The following is a 15,763-nucleotide window of genomic DNA, read 5'->3' on the forward strand; positions in this document are numbered from 1 at the left end:
CACTGAACTAAAATATTGACGAGGGGAGAGTTCAGTGTCGGAGTGGAAGCTCGCGCTGGAGGTGCCGCGCTGGGCGTGGCGGTTCTACCTGCGCCACCTGCCGGTGATCGTCGGGCTGTCGCTGATCCCGTCCGTGCAACGGCTCGTCACGGTGAACTGGGGCATCCCGGACGGGCTCGCGCTCGCGTCCGAAGTGGTCGTGATGGCGGCGCGGGTGGCCCTGGTGGCGGTGATCGCGTGGCTCGCGCTGCGCGGCGAGCGGTTGTCGTGGCGGAACTTCACCGGGTTCGCCTCGGCGCACTGGCCCAGCCTGGTGTTCCAGGGCGTGCTGCTGTCGGTGGCGTTCCTGCTGTTCGACGTGGTGCTGGAGACCGTGGTCGGCGGCCTGCTGCCGGCGGCGTCCCGGCAGACCTACCTGGCGGTGCTGCTGTTCGTGAAGAACCCGACGGTGATCGCGTTCACGTTCGTGTGGTGGGTCGGCCTGGTGCGCCGGACCTCCCGCTCGGGGTCGCGGGAGGTCCGGCGCGACGATCAGGCCGCCGCCGGGCCCTGGTAGCGGGCGTCGCCGAAGCCCAGGACCGGGTAGCCGACGATCCCGAACAGCCACAGGCCGAAGAAGCCGAACGCGCCGCTCTTGCCGAACGACTTCGCGACGTCCAGCGAGACGATGATCGAGACGACCAGGTTGACCACCGGGATGATGAACAGGACCAGCCACCAGCCGGGCCGGCCCGCCACCTTCAGCAGCACGTAGATGTTGTAGAACGGGATGATCGCCGCCCAGCCGGGCCGGCCCGCCTTCGCGAAGACCTTCCACATCGCGGCGATCATCAGCACGCCGATCACCAATCCGATGATCGCCGGGATGATGCCGATCGACGCGTCCGTCTGGTTCACGAGACTTTCCTTCCGGCCGGCATCGGGGGCGGAGCGCTCGTCGCCCCGCATCGGGATCCCGAAGCCGGTCACGGCGCGTGAGACTGTCAACACCCGATCGAGTGTCGTGGTCTCTTCGCCGATTCGTGAGCCTTTCGAGATCAACCGTCCACTTTGCCGACCAGCTCCAAGGCCTGGTCGGTGAGCCGGAACACAGTCCACTCGTCCATCGGGATCGCCCCCAACGACCGGTAGAAGCCGATGGCGGGCTCGTTCCAGTCCAGGACGGACCACTCCAGCCGCGCGTAACCGCGCTCGACGCACTCCCGCGCGAGGGCTTGGAGCAGCGCCCGGCCCAACCCGCTGCCGCGCTGGTCCGGCTGGACGTAGAGGTCTTCGAGGTAGATGCCGTGGGTGCCGCGCCAGGTGGAGAAGTTGAGGAACCACAACGCCACCCCGACCACCCGACCGTCCACTTCGGCCACGTGCCCGAACAGCGCGGGGGACGGTCGGAACAGCACGTCGTGCAACTGCTCGACGGTCAGCCGGCACTCGTCACGCGCCCGCTCGTACTCGGCCAGCTCCTCCACCAGCCCGACGATCGCCGGCACGTCCTCCTCGCGGACCCGGCGGATGCGGTGGTCAGTCAACGTCGACCTCCCAGGCGGGCACGTTGAGCCGGCGCACCTGCGGATCGCCCCGCTCGTCCCCGAGCACCGCGAGCCCGGCCGGGTCCAGTCCGAAGTGGACCCCGTCCTTCGGCGGCAGGTCCAGCCAGGTGGCGATCAGCACCCGGCTGAAGTGCCCGTGCCCGACCAGCACCACGTCCCCGCCCAGCAGGGCCTTCCGGACCCGCTCCACCACGGCCTCGGCCCGCTCGCGCACGTCGTCGTGGGTCTCGCCGCCGGGCACCGGGTGGGTCCACACCGTCCAGCCGGGCACGGTCTCCCGGATGTGCGGCGTGGTCAGGCCCTCGTAGTCGCCGTAGTCCCACTCGGCCAGCTCCTCGGTCGGCTCGGCCTCCAACCCGGCCAGCTCGGCCGTCCGCCAAGCCCGTTGGCGAGGACTGCTCAGCACCAGCGCGGCGGGCCGGTCCGTACCCCGCAACCGGGCCAGCACAGCCCCGGCCCGCCGGGCCTGCTGCACACCCTCGTCGGTCAGCGGGATGTCCGAGCGCCCCGTGTGCCGGCCACTCTCGGACCACTCGGTCTGGCCGTGGCGGAGCAGGTAAACGTGGGAGGTCACCCGACCGATCCTAGTGTCGGCGATGCGGGCGTGCCGTTGCCGAAGATCACACCTGCTGCGGAGCCCGCCGGCCGGACCGGTCGGCATAGTGGTTGGAGCGGTCGTCACGTCGTCGTCGACACTGACCGCGTGACCCCCGACGAGCTGCGCGCCCTCACCGCCCGCCTCACCCTCAGATTCGGTCCGGAAGTGGCTGCGTGGTGTGCCGACGTCCCCGCGCTGGCCGCACGTCTGGCCGCCCGCTGGGACCTCACCCTCGGCGAGCCCTACGACGGCGGCGCCTCGTCGCTCGCCATCCGCTGCACCACGTCCGACGGCACGCCGGGAGTCCTGAAGCTCACCCCCGACGCGCCGTTCCTGGCAACTCAGGTGGAGATGCTGCGCAGCCTCGCCCCGTCCGGCCGGGTGCCGCGGGTGTTCGCGCACGACGGGGACGCCGTGGTGCTGGAAGCGGTGGTGCCGGGCACCGAGGCCACGCCGACGCCTGAGCAGTGGGCCGGGTTGATGTCGGCCCTGCACAGCGTCGAGCCGCCCGCCGGCCTCGAACGCACCCTGCGCGGCCGTTTGGAGGAGGCCTTCGCCCGGATCGGCCGGCGCCTCACCGAACCGAAGATCGCCGCCCACCTGGACCGTGCCGCTTGGGACCGTGCGATCGAGCGTTGCGAACGACTCCTGGACACGCAGACGACCGTTGTGCTGCTGCACGGCGACCTGCACCCCGGCAACGTGCTCGACGGCGGGGCGCGCGGTCTGGTGGCGATCGACCCCAAGACGTGCGTCGGTGATCCGTGCTTCGACGCCATGGACTACGTGGTGGAGGCGGCGGGCGCAGAGGGGGTCGGGGTGCGGTGTCGCCAGGTGGCCGCCGCCTACGGCCTGGACCCCGACCGGTTGTTCGAGTGGAGTCGGGTGAACGCTCCTCTCTACGTCATCGGGCACCTCACGTGGGGCGGCCCGGAACAGGCGATCGACGAGTTGCTGACGTTGGTGTAGCGGTCGGGCGGTCGTCTCGTGACGAGGCCGGCTCAGGTGACGAAGCTGGCTCAGGTCAGGAGCCGTCGCTGACGATGGGTACGTCGATGTGCTCGCCCTCGACCGGCTGGGTGCAGTCGATGAACGCGATGTTCCCCGTGCTCATGTACAGCGTGATGCGCTGTGCCTGCCAGCAGCCCATCATGCGCGTCTCCTCGATCTCCTTGAGCTCCGCCGGTGTGTACAGACCCAGTTCCTGCACACCGAAGTCCTCGTCCGCCGGCGGGTCGGCGGGTCCGACAGCCGGATCGGCCGACGACGCGGGAAGCTTCGGGACCGGGCCGACCACGCAGTTCCCGGTCGGCTTCTCGTCCGGTTGGAGGACGTCCGCGGTGAGGGTGACCTTTCCGCTCAACGGGTCGATCGCACTGGCGCACACCGCGACCCGCAACTTCTCGAACTTCTCCCGATCGGACGAGGCGTACAGCGCCTTCCACTCGGGTTCTGCCGCCACCGACGCCGGCGACCCGGCGCCCGCGCCGCTCGGCACGGCGATGGCGGTAGTGGTTACCAGTGACAAGCCGATGGCCAACGCACCGGCAATGGAACCACGACGCATGACTGCTCACTCCCTGACGACTGGATTGGACGGAGGCGGAACCCTCCCCTTCGTGGGTGCCTCGCCGCTGCCCCCGAAAACCGCCGCCCCCCGCGACCGCCCGATTCGGTGACACCGTCCACAAGCCGGTGATGCGTTGCCTACGACGGGTGTCCTCGGAAAGCCGTCGAAGGGCGTTCGCCGCCGACAGGGAATGAAAAACGACGCTGACCAAGCGGAGGATCTCCGGCTGGTCAGCGTCGTGTTGGAGCAGGTGATCAGGCCGCGGCCTTGGTCTCCCAGAAGATCTTGTCGATCTGGGCGATCAGGTCGAGCAGTTCCTGTCCCTTCGCCGGGTCCATGGAACCCTTGGTGCCGGCGGCGCCGGCGGCCTTGGTGGCGCGGTTGAACAGGTCGTGCAGTTCGGGGTACTTCTCGAAGTGCGGCGGCTTGAAGTAGTCGGTCCACAGCACCCACAGGTGGTGCTTGACGAGCTCGCTGCGCTGCTCCTTGATCAGGACGGCACGCGCGCGGAACTCCGGGTCCTCGTTGGCCTGGTACTTCTCCTGGACCGCCTTGACCGACTCCGCCTCGATCCGGGCCTGAGCCGGATCGTAAACACCGCACGGGAGGTCGCAGTGCGCGGTGGCCTCCGGAAGCGGGCGGCGGAGAATGCGCGACAGAAGTCGCATCGTTCCTCCCTGACAGTGGATGCTCCGACGTGCGAAACCCTACTCCGGAGGCCCGGGGCGGGCAGGTGGAGGTGATCGTTGGCACCCTCGCGGGACGAGTCGTTGCCGCTGGTTCGGGTGGTCGGGCCGTCGATGTTCCCGACCCTCAGGACCGGTGACGTGGTGACCGTGGAGAGATCCAGGACGGCACGGGAGAACGATCTCGTGCTGGTGCGGTGGGAGGCCCGGCCCGGGCAGTTGTCGGTGAAGCGGGCCGTCCGGGAGGTCGATGGGGGCTGGCACGTGGAGGGGGACAACCCGTTCGCGTCCACGGACTCGCGCACGTTGGGCGCGGCGGAGGTGCTCGGCGTGATCCGGTTCCGCCTCTGGCCGCGCCCGCGTCGCCTTCGTTGAACCGCCGTAGCGCCGGAGACGCCGAAGCGCCGAGGACCGCCGAAGCGCGAAGTGCGGAACGGTCAGGAGCGCAGCTTCGCGTACCAGGCCATGCACTCGGCGTACGACGGCAGCAGCCCGGTCGCCAAGGCCTCGTCCAGGCTCGGGGCCGCCTCGTCCTTCGGCGACAGCAACGGGGTCACGTCGGTCGGCCACGGGATGCCCATGGACAGCGGGTTCAGGGCGCGTTCGGCCTTGGGGTTGTAGCCCTCCGAGCACAGGTACGAGGTGACCGTGTCGTCCTCCAGCGCCATCAGCGCGTGTCCGATGCCCTCGGGCACGTAGACCGAGTTGAACGCCGACGGCGACAGCTCCACCGTGTCCCACACGCCGAACGTCGGCGACCCGACCCGGATGTCCACCATCACGTCCAGCAGCCGCCCGCGCGGGCAGTTCACGTACTTCGACTGGCCCGGTGGCACCTCCGCGTAGTGCACCCCGCGGATCACCCCGCGTCTCGACTCGCTGTGGTTGGTCTGGGCGATCCGCAGCCCGTGCCCCACGGCTTCCACGAAGGCGTGTTCCTGGAACGGGGACACGAACAGCCCTCGGCTGTCGGGGAACACCGAAGGGCTGAACTCGAAAGTGCCGGGGATTTTCAGCTCACGTACCTGCATGGCGCCCACCTTAGAACCCGCCCGCTCTTGACCGATCCTGCCTGCGGAAACCGACCGGTCGGTGCAGAAAACCGGACGTACGTTCTGGAAAACCGGCTCTGACCTGCGGAAAAGTGTGTGATCCCCGCCGCAGACAGCGATCACGAACGCTGTCATGCTTGCCCGCACCGCCCCCAGGGCCCGTCGCGCAGACCGCGCGGCACGCCCGCTGACAGGCCCCGCAGACCCGCGTGACAACGCCGGTCCCGGTGCGCCGGAGCATTCGCGCACCGCAGGAGGGACTCCCGAAGTGACCGCATTGAACGACCTCCCCCAGAATGACCAAGCGCACGTCGACCGCGTCCGGAATGATCAAACCTTGACCACCGAGCTGACCGACGACGAGATCTTCCGCGCGCACGAGGGCGGCAAGCTGGCCGTGGGTGCGACCGCCTCGCTGGCCGACCCGAGGGCGCTGTCCATCGCGTACACGCCGGGCGTGGCGCGGGTCAGCCGGGCCATCGCCGAAGACCCCTCGCTCGCCGCCAAGTACACCTGGGCGCACCGGCTGGTGGCGGTGGTCAGCGACGGGACCGCCGTGCTCGGCCTGGGCGACATCGGGGCGAGCGCGTCGCTGCCGGTCATGGAGGGCAAGGCCGCGCTGTTCAAGACCTTCGGCGGGCTGGACTCCATCCCGCTGGTGCTGGACACCACCGACGTCGACGAGATCGTGGAGACGCTGGTCCGGCTGCGCCCGTCGTTCGGCGCGGTGAACCTGGAGGACGTCGCCGCCCCGCGCTGCTTCGAGCTGGAGGCGCGGCTGATCGAGGCGCTGGACGTGCCGGTCATGCACGACGACCAGCACGGCACCGCGGTGGTGCTGCTGGCCGCGCTGCGCGGCGCGAACACCGTGCTGGGCAAGGACATCGCCGGCCAGCGCGTGGTCGTCTCCGGTGCGGGCGCGGCCGGTGTGGCGTGCGCGAAGATCCTGGTCGCGGCCGGTGTCGGCGAGGTCACCGTGGTCGACTCGCGCGGCATCGTGTTCGCGGGCCGGGACGGGCTGAACCCGGTGAAGGCCGCGCTGGCCGAGGTGACGAACGCGAGCGGTCTGCGGGGCGGCATCGCCGAGGCGCTCAAGGGCGCGGACGTGTTCGTCGGCGTGTCCTCCTCGAAGGTGGAGGAGGAGCTGATCGCGAGCATGTCGGCCGACTCGATCGTGTTCGCGCTGTCCAACCCGGACCCCGAGGTGCACCCGGAGGTGGCCGGCCGGCACGCGGCGATCGTGGCCACCGGGCGCAGCGACTTCCCCAACCAGATCAACAACGTCCTCGCGTTCCCCGGCATCTTCCGCGGCGCGCTGGACGCGGGCGCGAAGCGCATCACGGAGAACATGAAGCTGGCCGCCGCCGACGCGATCGCCGCGGTCGCCTCGGACGACCTCGCGGCGGACCGGATCGTGCCCAGCGCGCTGGATCCCCGGGTCGGACCCGAAGTCGCCGCCGCCGTGGCCTTGGCAGCTCGGCAGGACGGAGTAGCCTGACCCCGTCGGAGTCGGGAGAGCTCCGGCCGCATCCGCCCCCTCGGCTCATCGGATTGGCGAATCCCCTAACGGGTTTGTTTCGTTAGCCCGAAGAGGGGTGGGCGATGACGCACCGAAGCGCTACGGTCCCTCTCCTCGGGTGAATATTGCCCGTGGAGAGGGACGCCGTATTCGGGTGCGGTCGGGCCGGTTCATCCCTGCCGTAACACGGGAAGGTGGGACCGTGCCCAAGCGGGTTGGACGCGCTCCAGTGCTGCTCGACGCTGCGCGCCCGACGGGGACACCCCTCGCGCTCGACGGCATCCCACTATCCGAGGGCCCCTCGCTGCTGTGCGACCCCAAGGGCGTCGTGATGCGCGCGAACGCCGCGGTCGCGGCGCTCGCGAAAGCGCATTCCGCCGATGAGCTGGTCGGCCGCGCGTTAGGCGACCTGCTCGTCGGTGAACCCGCCGACCTGCGGCTCCGCCAGGCCGACGGCGGTCTGCTGCCGGTCCGCGTGGCGCGCAACCAGGTGCCCGGCACCGGGCTGCACGCGGTGCTGCTGGTGGACGTGTCCGACCTGGCCAAGGCCGCCGACGACCTGCGCGACGAACAGCGCCGGCTGCGCACCGTGCAGCGGGTCGCCCAGATCGGCTCCTGGGAGTACGACCCGACGACCGGCGTCACGGTCTGGTCGGAGTCGCACTACGAGATGATGGGCGTGCGGCCGGGCGAGGTGGTGCCGGGCGCGCAGGCCGTGCTGGACGTGGTGCACCCCGACGACTACGACATGGTGGCCAGCTACTGGGCCAACCGCGCGCTCGACGGCAACCCGATCGACATCGTCTACCGGATCATCCTGCCCACCGGCGAACTCCGCTGGATCCGGGGCGTGGCCGAGGCCAAGCTCCGGGCGGACGGCCGGACCCAGTTCATCACCGGCTACATCCGCGACATCACCGCGCAGCTGCGCTCGGACCAGGCCCTGGAGACCGAGCGCGGCCGGCTGCTGGAGGCGCAGCGCATCGCGCGCATCGGCAGCTGGAGCTACGAGGTGCCGACCAAGGCGGTGCACCGCAGCGAGGTGCTCCTGGAGATGTACGCCGACCTGGGCATCGCGCCGAACGCCGACGTGTTGTGCGGCGTGCACCCGGACGACCGCGCCGCGCTGGAGTCGCTGCGCCGGCAGCTGCTGAACGCCACCGAGGAGGAGACGTTCGAGGCGGAGGTGCGCAGCGAGTTCGGCGAGCGCGTCTACGTCTGCCGGGTGCGCCCGGAGTTCGAGCGCGGCAAGCTGCACCGCTTCCACGGCACCATCCAGGACGTCACCGAGGCGCGGGCGCTGGAGCGGCAGCTGCGCGACGACCGGCGGCGGCTGGCCGACGCGCAGCGGGCGGCGCAGCTCGGCGTGTGGGAGTGGAACCTCCAGACCGGCGACGTGGTGTGGTCGGACATGCTGGCCGACCTGTTCGGCGTGCCGCGCGACGAGCACACCCGCTACCAGACCTACTTGGACCTGGTGCACCCGGAGGACCGGGGCTGGGTGGACGACCTGTGGCAGCAGCTCGCCGTCGACCAGGTCCCGGTGCAGTGCGAGTACCGGATCCAGCGCCGGGACGGCAAGAGCCGCGTGTTCCGCAGCCACGGCGTGGTGGTGAAGGACCCGGACGGCCGGCCGCTGGCGGTGGGCACCGCGCAGGACATCACCGAGCAGCGGGCCGCCGAGACCCGGATGAAGCGGTCCAGCCAGCGGTTCGCCGACCTGGTGTCGCTGACGCCGGTCGGCATCGGCCTGTTCGACGAGGCCGAACGCCTGGTGGACGCCAACGACGCGCTGTGCGACCTGCTCGGCATGGACCTGGAGAAGCTGCGCGGGATGACCGCCGACCAGCTGACCCACCCGGACGACAAGGCGAACCGGCTCGACTCGGTGAGCCGGATGACCCAGCTCGGCGCGGACCGGGTGCACAAGGTCCCGCAGCGGATCCTGGTGCGGCCGGACGGCGAGCGGGTCTACTGCGAGCTGCACATCGCGCTGTCCGTGCAGGACGACGGCCGCCGGTTCTGGCTGACCGTGTTCCAGGACATCACCGAGCGCCGCCGCGCGTCCGAGGCGCTGCGCCACCAGGCCACGCACGACGAGCTGACCGGCCTGCCCAACCGGGCGCTGGTCAAGGAGATGCTGGCCCACCTGCTGGAGTCCGAGGACCGCTCGCGGGTCGCGGTGCTGTTCTGCGACATCGACAACTTCAAGCGGGTCAACGACTCGCTGGGCCACGACGCGGGCGACGAGCTGCTGGTGGCGCTGGCCCGGCGGCTGGAAGGCGGCCTGCCGGACGGCTGCACGGCCGCCCGGCTGTCCGGTGACGAGTACGTGATCATCTGCGAGAACATCGACACGGTGGGCGGCGTGGACGCGTTGGCCACCAAGGTCGCCGGGCTGCTGCGCACCGCCGTTCCGGTGCACGGCCAGCTGGTCCGGGTGTCCGCGTCGATCGGCGCGGCGGTGCCCAACGGCTCCCGGGCGACCGGCAACGACCTGCTGCGGTTCGCCGACGCCGCGATGTTCGAGGCCAAGCGCGCCGGTGCCGGCCGGGTGTCGCTGGCCAGCGCGGCGCTGATCGCCTCGGCCGACCGCCAGGTGCACCTGGAGGGCCAGCTGCGGGACGCGCTGGCGCACGACGGCCTGGCCCTGCACTTCCAGCCCGTGGTGGGCGTGGACGGCGCGGTGCAGACCGCCGAGGCGCTGGTCCGCTGGCCGCACCCGGACCGCGGCCTGCTGCCGCCGGACATCTTCCTGCCCGTCGCCGAGCAGGGCGACCTGCTGCGCGAGCTGGACCGCTGGGTGCTGCGCACCGCGCTGAAGGAGGCCGCGACCTGGCCCGCGCCCAACGACCAGCCGGTGTCGGTCGCGGTGAACCTGGCGGGCTTGGTGCCGGGCGACCCGGAGTTCGTGGACATCGTGGCGAACGCGATCGCGGAGGCCGGCATCCCGTGGGACCGCGTGGTGCTGGAGCTGGTGGAGACCGCGCTGGTCGACCTGCCGTCACGGGTGCGGCAGTCGATGGACGAGCTGGTGGGGCGCGGCATCCGGTTCGCGGTGGACGACTTCGGCACCGGCTACTCGTCGCTGGCGCGCCTGAAGGACCTGCCCGCGCAGATCATCAAGGTGGACCGCCGGTTCGTGTCCGGCGTGGGCAACGACTCGTCGGACTTCGCGGTGGCACGGGCCGTGGTGGACATGGCGCGCGCCATGGGCCGCAAGTGCGTGGCGGAAGGCGTCGAGACCGCCACCCAGTTCCACGTGCTGCGCGGTGTCGGCGTGGACGCCTACCAGGGCTGGCTGTTCTCCCGTCCGGTGCCGCCCAAGGAGTTCCGGGCCGTGCTCGCGCTGGGGCCGCTGCACATCCCGCGCGCTGGGTGACGAGGGGTGAGTGGTGGTCTCGCAGTGGTGGTCTGTGGGCAGTGACCGGTTATCACTGATCGGTTACCACTGACCGGTTACCGAATCCGTAACCGGGGTTCGGGGTCTTCATGCGCGCCCCCTCCGAGTCGGACGAAAACTACCGCCGGGAGCGGCCCGGCGAGCGGGTTCCGCTCAACCGGCCGACTCCCGGATCAGCGGCAGCAGCGCGGCGATCCGGTGCCGGGGCAGGTCGATCAGCCGGTGCTCCAGGTCGTCGTGCTCGCCGATCCGCTCCCGCGCCTCGCGCTTGGTGATCCGCAGCACGATGGTCAGGGCTTCCCGCCACACGTTGCCGAGCTTGCCGTGCGCCCGCATCAACACCTCCCGCACGGCCAGCCCGCCGGCGTCCAGCGTCCCGGCGAGCACCTGGTCCGCCACCACGACGCAGTGCTTGCCGTCCGGAGTGGACCGCAGGAACCGCAGCGCGAACCGGGTGTCGACCAGCGAGGTCAACTCGGCCTGCCCGGCCGCGGACGACACGTTCGGGTGGTTGTTGGACACCAGGGCCGCCATCCGCCCCGGCGAGCACGCCAGCAGGGTGCGCAGCAGCCACGGCCCCGGATCGCCGGACAGGTCCACGGCCAGCGACGCCGCACCCCTCCCGATCGGGTCCGCCCACCCCGGCGCCCGCGGCTTGGGCGGCGGCGAGGACTCCGGCCGCGGCGCGAGGTCGACCAGTGCCTCCAACGCCTTCGACCCCGGCCCGGTCGCCTCCACGGACTGCGGACCGTGCGTGTAGATCGTGGTCCGGCCGGGCGTCACGGACCGCCGCGTGGTGGGGCGGCACACGTACAGGTCGGCCGCGCTGCCGATGGCCTGCGCGCCGTCGAACCGGTGGAACGCGGGCAGGATCGCCTCGAACACCAGCCCCAGCCGCTGCAACTCCTGCTGCACCTTCAGGCCCAGCGCGGGGGTGCGGTCGCTGAACCCGTAGGCCAGCAGCAGCCGGCCCTGCCCGAGGTCGGCCAGGCACTCCACGGCACGGCCCGCGAACAGCGCCATGCCCTCCGGCGTGTAGGGCGGGTCGCTGAACACCAGGTCCGCCGACTCCAGCACGGTGGGCGGCAGCCCGAAGCGGAAGTCCGCGTGCAGCGTCCGCACCCGGCCACCCGAGCGCTGCTCGACGTAGGCCAGGAGCCGATCGTCCACATCGACCACGACGACCGACACCGAAGGGTTCACCGCGCACACCGCGAGCGACGTCAGGTCGTGGTCGCCCAGGCACAGCAGGACGCGCCCGTCCAGGTCGTACTGCGAGTCCAGCCACAGCGCCCGCTTCAGCGCCGTCTCGGCGGTGGCCTGCACGTGGTCCAGGGCGGCCAGTGGCGGCGGCACCGAGGCGATGTCGGCGGAGATCGAGCGGAGGTGGGTCGTGTTCCGCGACACCAGGGCGTCCAGCGGGTCCGCCAGGTCTGCGTCGGCGGTGGGCCCGGTGTGGGTCGGCACCCGGGACTCGGCGTGCGCCGGCACCCGGAACTCGGCGTAGGCCGGCACCCGCGACGGCACGATCCGGAACCGGTCGCCGTTCGTCTCGACGTCCGCGTCCAGCGCCTTCAGCACGTCCTGCACCGTCCGCCGGGGCACCGCGGGCAGTCGCACCAGATCGGCCAGTGTGTGCCAGTCGTCACTCAGCAGGGTCAGCACGCGGCGGAGCTTGCGCGCGTGCGCGCCGTGGGACTCCAGCAGCGCGCGTACTAGTTCGGTGGCCACAACCGAAGCAGCCTACTGACCGAATCCTGGAACGCCGTGCCACGGTCGGACGAACGGGCTAGTGTCGTTCGACGCCTGAAACGCACCGACGGGGAGGACCACGGGTGATCGAGTTCCGCGGCGTGACCAAGCGGTTCGACGACGGGACGATCGCGGTGAACGGCCTGGACCTGGTGGTCGAGGCGGGCACGATCACGGTCTTCGTCGGCCCGTCCGGGTGCGGCAAGACGACGTCGCTGCGCATGGTGAACCGGATGATCGACCCGACCGAGGGCACGGTCCTGGTGGACGGCAAGGACGTGCTCACCGTGGACCCGCCGAAGCTGCGGCTGGGCATCGGCTACGTGATCCAGCAGGCGGGCCTGTTCCCGCACCGCACCGTGCTGGACAACGTGGCCACCGTGCCGCTGCTGTCCGGCTGGTCCAAGGCGAAGGCCCGGTCGCGGGCGGCCGAGCTGCTGGAGCTGGTGGGGTTGCCCGCCGAACTCGGCAAGCGGTACCCGGTGCAGCTCTCCGGCGGTCAGCAGCAGCGCGTCGGCGTGGCGCGCGCGTTGGCCGCCGACCCGCCGGTGCTGCTGATGGACGAGCCGTTCAGCGCGGTGGACCCGGTGGTCCGGGAAGGGCTCCAGGACGAGCTGCTGCGGTTGCAGGCCGAACTGGACAAGACGATCGTCTTCGTGACGCACGACATCGACGAGGCGGTGCGCATCGGCGAGAAGGTGGCGGTGTTCCGCGAGGGCGGCATCCTGGCCCAGTACGCGCCGCCCGCCGAGCTGCTGGTCCGCCCCGCCGACGACTTCGTGGCGAGCTTCGTGGGCAAGGACCGCGGCTACCGCAGCCTGTCCTTTGTGGACGCTTCGGGGGTGGAGGTGCTGCCCGCCGAGACGGTGCGGGCGCCCGCGGCGTCCGGTGGGTGGCAGCTGCTGGTGGACGCCGAGCGACGCCCGCAGGGCTGGAGCGGGCCGGACGGCACCGTGGTGCCGGGCGGTTCGCTGTACGAGCAGGGCGGTGCGATCCGCGGGGCGCTGGACGCCGCGCTGTCGTCGCCCTCGGGCCTGGGCGTGGTGGTGGACACCGACGGGCGGTTCGCCGGGGTGGTCGAGGCGCACCAGGTGCTGGACGTGATCGAGAGCCACCGTGGGTGACATAGCCAAGTACCTCGGCGACGCGGGCACCCGCTCGGCGTTGCTGACCATGCTGCTCGACCACATCTACCTGTCGCTGGTGCCGCTGGTGATCTCGGTGGTGCTGGCGGTCGTCCTAGGCTTGGCCTGCCACCGGTTCCGCTGGGTGAACACCGTGCTGGTCAGCGTGTCGAACGTGCTCTACACGATCCCGTCGCTGGCGCTGTTCGTGATCATTCCGGCGGTGATCGGCACCTCGGTGCTCGCCCCGGTGAACGTGGTCATCGCGCTCACCCTCTACACCACGACGCTGCTGGTGCGGCCGGTCGCCGAGGCGCTGGCGGCGGTGCCCGACCACGTGCGGGCCGCCGCCACCGCGATGGGCTTCCGGCCGTGGCGCCGGTTCCTCACCGTGGAGCTGCCGCTGGCCGTGCCGGTGCTCGCGGCCGGGGTGCGGGTCGGCTCGGTGAGCAACATCAGCCTGGTCAGCGTGGGCGCGCTGATCGGCACCGGAGGCCTGGGCGTGCTGTTCACCGACGGCTTCCGGCAGCGCTACCTGGCCCCGATCATCGTCGGCATCGTGCTCACAATGGTGCTGGCACTCGTGGTGGACCTCATCCTGGTGGTGCTGCGCAACGCGCTGACCCCGTGGACGAAGGCGGGTCGGTCATGATCTTCGCGGACGCGATCGCCTGGCTGCTGGACCCGGTGAACTGGAGCGGCGCCAAGTCGATCCCGGTGCGGGTCGGCGTGCACCTGCTCTACTGCCTGGGCGCGGTGCTCGGGGCGAGCCTGATCGCGGTGCCGCTCGGGCTCTACATCGGGCACACCGGGCGGGGCGGGGTGCTCCTCGTCGGCAGCAGCAACGCGTTGCGCGCCCTGCCCACGCTGGGGCTGGTGACGTTCCTGTACCTGGTGATGAACGGCGTGCAGACGGTGAGCGTGCTGATCGCGCTGGTCGTGCTGGCGGTGCCGCCGATCCTGGCCGGGACGTACGCGGGCATCCAGGACGTCGACCGGGGCGTGGTGGACGCCGCGCGCGGCATGGGGATGACCGGTTCGCAGCGGTTGTGGCGGGTCGAGCTGCCGAACGCGCTGCCGCTGCTCGTGGGTGGGCTGCGGAACGCGACCCTGCAGGTCGTGGCAACGGCTTCGGTCGCCGCGTACGTGGGCATCGAGACGCTGGGCCGGCCGCTGCTGGACGGCCTGCGGGTGCTGGACTACGCGCAGGTCGTCGGTGGTGCGGTGCTGATCGCGCTGCTCGCGGTGGGGCTCGACCTGCTCCTCGCGCTCGCGGGGAAGCTCGTCATACCGAGGGGATTGCGGCTGGCGGCGGAGACTCGGCGGCGTGTGAAGCCGGTCGAGGAGGCCGAAGTGGTCGACGTGGTGTGAGACCGAGCGGTGTGAGCTCGACGTGGTCGCAGGCCGGGCGGTCGGAGTGGTGTGAGACCGACGTGGCCGCAGGGCCGGGCGGTCGGAGTGGTGTGAGACTGAGCGGTGGAGTGGTGTGGGAGTCCGGAGTGGGAGGAAGTACGGCATGAAGCGCACGTTGACCGTCATCGTCGCGGCGGCTGCCCTGGTCGTCTCCGCGTGCGGGTCCAAAGAGGACCTGAGCGGGAGCAGCGGGCAGTCCGCGACGGGTGAGGTCGTGGTCGGTTCGGCCGACTTCACCGAGAACAAGATCCTGGCCGAGATCTACGCGGGCGCGCTCAAGGCGACCGGCGCGAAGGTGTCGGTGAAACCCGGCATCGGCGCGCGTGAGCTGGTCGTGAAGGCGTTGCAGGACAAGTCCCTCGGCGTGGTGCCGGAGTACACCGGCAACCTGCTCAACTACTTCGACCAGGCCAACAGCAAGACGTCGGCCGACGAGGTCTACACGGCGTTGAAGTCCAAGACGCCGTCCGGGCTGGAGGTCCTGGAGAAGGCCGAGGCGGAGGACAAGGACGTCCTGGTGGTCACCAAGGCCACCGCGGACTCGGGCGTGAAGTCCATCGCGGACCTCGGTGACGGCAAGTACGTGCTGGGTGCCGCCGGCGAGTGGGGGCAGCGCTGGCAGTCCAAGATCAAGGAGCTGTACGGCGTCTCGTTCAAGGAGATCAAGACCACGGACGCCGGCGGGCCGGTCACGGTGGACGCGCTGAAGAACGGCACTGCCCAGGTGGCCAACCTGTACACGACTTCGGCTGACATCAAGGCGAACGACTTCGTGGAGCTGGACGACCCGAAGAGCATGTACCCGGCGCAGAACATCGTGCCGCTGCTGCGGTCGGACGCGCTGGACGACAAGGGCAAGGCGGCGTTGAACAAGGTGTCGGCGGCGCTGACGACGGAGAACCTGGCGGAGCTGGTGAAGCGGGTGGACATCGACAAGGAGACGATCGCGAACGTCGCGGCGGACTTCTTGAAGACGGTCCAGATCTAGGCTCAGGTAAGAGCAGAAGCGGCGCTCGCCGCTGGGCAGGCCTCCGGGGGAGGAAGAGCGTCGTGTTCTCCCCGCATGGCCTGTCGAAGACGATCACCCTTGTCCGGGGAG

Annotated in this window: 16 protein-coding genes; 9 read left to right on the forward strand and 7 right to left on the reverse strand. The window is 70.8% G+C overall.

The window, feature by feature from the left end; translation table 11 throughout:
• The first annotated feature begins 34 nt into the window (after positions 1 to 34).
• On the forward strand, positions 35 to 556 hold the full coding sequence (locus tag FHS29_RS08790) for a hypothetical protein (protein ID WP_184689862.1): 522 nt from the start codon (positions 35 to 37) through the stop codon (positions 554 to 556).
• Here FHS29_RS08790 and FHS29_RS08795 read toward each other — a convergent pair.
• From FHS29_RS08795 to FHS29_RS08805, 3 genes are all read right to left on the reverse strand, one after another.
• Positions 532 to 897, reverse strand: a complete 366-nt coding sequence (locus tag FHS29_RS08795) for a DUF5684 domain-containing protein (RefSeq protein ID WP_312864827.1) — start codon at positions 895 to 897, stop codon at positions 532 to 534. The genes FHS29_RS08790 and FHS29_RS08795 overlap by 25 nt on opposite strands.
• A 140-nt stretch (positions 898 to 1,037) precedes the next feature.
• Complete coding sequence (locus FHS29_RS08800; RefSeq protein WP_184689864.1) at positions 1,038 to 1,526, reverse strand: GNAT family N-acetyltransferase; 489 nt, start codon at positions 1,524 to 1,526, stop codon at positions 1,038 to 1,040.
• Positions 1,519 to 2,121, reverse strand: coding sequence for a histidine phosphatase family protein (locus tag FHS29_RS08805; protein ID WP_184689866.1), 603 nt, complete (start codon positions 2,119 to 2,121; stop codon positions 1,519 to 1,521). Before FHS29_RS08805 ends, FHS29_RS08800 begins: the two co-directional genes overlap by 8 nt.
• 129 nt (positions 2,122 to 2,250) lie before the next feature.
• On the opposite strand from FHS29_RS08805, the gene FHS29_RS08810 reads away from it, so the two are divergent.
• On the forward strand, positions 2,251 to 3,114 hold the full coding sequence (locus FHS29_RS08810; RefSeq protein WP_312864828.1) for an aminoglycoside phosphotransferase family protein: 864 nt from the start codon (positions 2,251 to 2,253) through the stop codon (positions 3,112 to 3,114).
• Positions 3,115 to 3,169: 55 nt separating this feature from the next.
• Here the strand turns inward: FHS29_RS08810 and FHS29_RS08815 are convergent, their stop codons facing one another.
• Both FHS29_RS08815 and sodN read right to left on the reverse strand, forming a co-directional pair.
• Complete coding sequence (locus FHS29_RS08815) at positions 3,170 to 3,712, reverse strand: hypothetical protein (RefSeq protein ID WP_184689868.1); 543 nt, start codon at positions 3,710 to 3,712, stop codon at positions 3,170 to 3,172.
• Between the two features lie 257 nt (positions 3,713 to 3,969).
• Positions 3,970 to 4,383 carry a superoxide dismutase, Ni gene (sodN, locus tag FHS29_RS08820; RefSeq protein WP_184689870.1) on the reverse strand — a complete coding sequence of 138 codons (414 nt, stop codon included), beginning with the start codon at positions 4,381 to 4,383 and terminating at the stop codon, positions 3,970 to 3,972.
• A gap of 78 nt (positions 4,384 to 4,461) precedes the next feature.
• On the opposite strand from sodN, the gene FHS29_RS08825 reads away from it, so the two are divergent.
• The gene (locus tag FHS29_RS08825) at positions 4,462 to 4,776 is read left to right on the forward strand and encodes a S24 family peptidase (protein ID WP_281391542.1); all 315 of its coding nucleotides are present in this window, start codon (positions 4,462 to 4,464) and stop codon (positions 4,774 to 4,776) included.
• Positions 4,777 to 4,838: 62 nt separating this feature from the next.
• Here the strand turns inward: FHS29_RS08825 and FHS29_RS08830 are convergent, their stop codons facing one another.
• A complete protein-coding gene (locus FHS29_RS08830; protein ID WP_184689872.1) occupies positions 4,839 to 5,432 on the reverse strand; it encodes a dTDP-4-dehydrorhamnose 3,5-epimerase family protein in 594 nt (197 codons plus the stop codon).
• Positions 5,433 to 5,802: 370 nt separating this feature from the next.
• Here FHS29_RS08830 and FHS29_RS08835 point away from each other — a divergent pair, with 370 nt between their 5' ends.
• Both FHS29_RS08835 and FHS29_RS08840 read left to right on the forward strand, forming a co-directional pair.
• The gene (locus tag FHS29_RS08835) at positions 5,803 to 6,951 is read left to right on the forward strand and encodes an NAD(P)-dependent malic enzyme (protein ID WP_184690119.1); all 1,149 of its coding nucleotides are present in this window, start codon (positions 5,803 to 5,805) and stop codon (positions 6,949 to 6,951) included.
• A gap of 223 nt (positions 6,952 to 7,174) precedes the next feature.
• Positions 7,175 to 10,354 (forward strand): sensor domain-containing protein, encoded by a 3,180-nt coding sequence (locus FHS29_RS08840; RefSeq protein ID WP_184689873.1) that lies wholly within the window; start codon positions 7,175 to 7,177, stop codon positions 10,352 to 10,354.
• A gap of 174 nt (positions 10,355 to 10,528) precedes the next feature.
• On the opposite strand, the gene FHS29_RS08845 is transcribed toward FHS29_RS08840, so the two are convergent.
• A complete protein-coding gene (locus FHS29_RS08845; RefSeq protein WP_184689875.1) occupies positions 10,529 to 12,106 on the reverse strand; it encodes a bis-aminopropyl spermidine synthase family protein in 1,578 nt (525 codons plus the stop codon).
• A 104-nt stretch (positions 12,107 to 12,210) separates the two neighbouring features.
• Here FHS29_RS08845 and FHS29_RS08850 point away from each other — a divergent pair, with 104 nt between their 5' ends.
• The 4 genes from FHS29_RS08850 (at position 12,211) to FHS29_RS08865 (ending at position 15,652) form a co-directional block, all read left to right on the forward strand.
• Positions 12,211 to 13,251, forward strand: a complete 1,041-nt coding sequence (locus tag FHS29_RS08850) for an ABC transporter ATP-binding protein (protein WP_184689877.1) — start codon at positions 12,211 to 12,213, stop codon at positions 13,249 to 13,251.
• 49 nt (positions 13,252 to 13,300) lie between these two features.
• The gene (locus tag FHS29_RS08855) at positions 13,301 to 13,903 is read left to right on the forward strand and encodes an ABC transporter permease (protein ID WP_184690120.1); all 603 of its coding nucleotides are present in this window, start codon (positions 13,301 to 13,303) and stop codon (positions 13,901 to 13,903) included.
• Positions 13,900 to 14,622, forward strand: coding sequence for an ABC transporter permease (locus FHS29_RS08860; RefSeq protein WP_184689879.1), 723 nt, complete (start codon positions 13,900 to 13,902; stop codon positions 14,620 to 14,622). The genes FHS29_RS08855 and FHS29_RS08860 overlap by 4 nt, the downstream gene beginning before the upstream one ends.
• 145 nt (positions 14,623 to 14,767) lie before the next feature.
• Positions 14,768 to 15,652 (forward strand): ABC transporter substrate-binding protein, encoded by an 885-nt coding sequence (locus FHS29_RS08865; RefSeq protein ID WP_184689880.1) that lies wholly within the window; start codon positions 14,768 to 14,770, stop codon positions 15,650 to 15,652.
• The last annotated feature ends 111 nt before the right edge of the window (positions 15,653 to 15,763 follow it).

The organism is Saccharothrix tamanrassetensis, assembly GCF_014203665.1.
Taxonomy (GTDB): domain Bacteria; phylum Actinomycetota; class Actinomycetes; order Mycobacteriales; family Pseudonocardiaceae; genus Actinosynnema; species Actinosynnema tamanrassetense.

What these genes read in the sequence shown, in the direction of transcription:
- FHS29_RS08815 (WP_184689868.1), bottom strand. Translation starts at nt 3,712, where the DNA reads ATGCGTCGTGGTTCCATTGCCGGTGCGTTGGCCATCGGCTTGTCACTG.
- sodN (WP_184689870.1), bottom strand. Translation starts at nt 4,383, where the DNA reads ATGCGACTTCTGTCGCGCATTCTCCGCCGCCCGCTTCCGGAGGCCACC.
- FHS29_RS08830 (WP_184689872.1), bottom strand. Translation starts at nt 5,432, where the DNA reads ATGCAGGTACGTGAGCTGAAAATCCCCGGCACTTTCGAGTTCAGCCCT.
- FHS29_RS08855 (WP_184690120.1), top strand. Translation starts at nt 13,301, where the DNA reads ATGCTGCTCGACCACATCTACCTGTCGCTGGTGCCGCTGGTGATCTCG.
- FHS29_RS08860 (WP_184689879.1), top strand. Translation starts at nt 13,900, where the DNA reads ATGATCTTCGCGGACGCGATCGCCTGGCTGCTGGACCCGGTGAACTGG.
- FHS29_RS08865 (WP_184689880.1), top strand. Translation starts at nt 14,768, where the DNA reads ATGAAGCGCACGTTGACCGTCATCGTCGCGGCGGCTGCCCTGGTCGTC.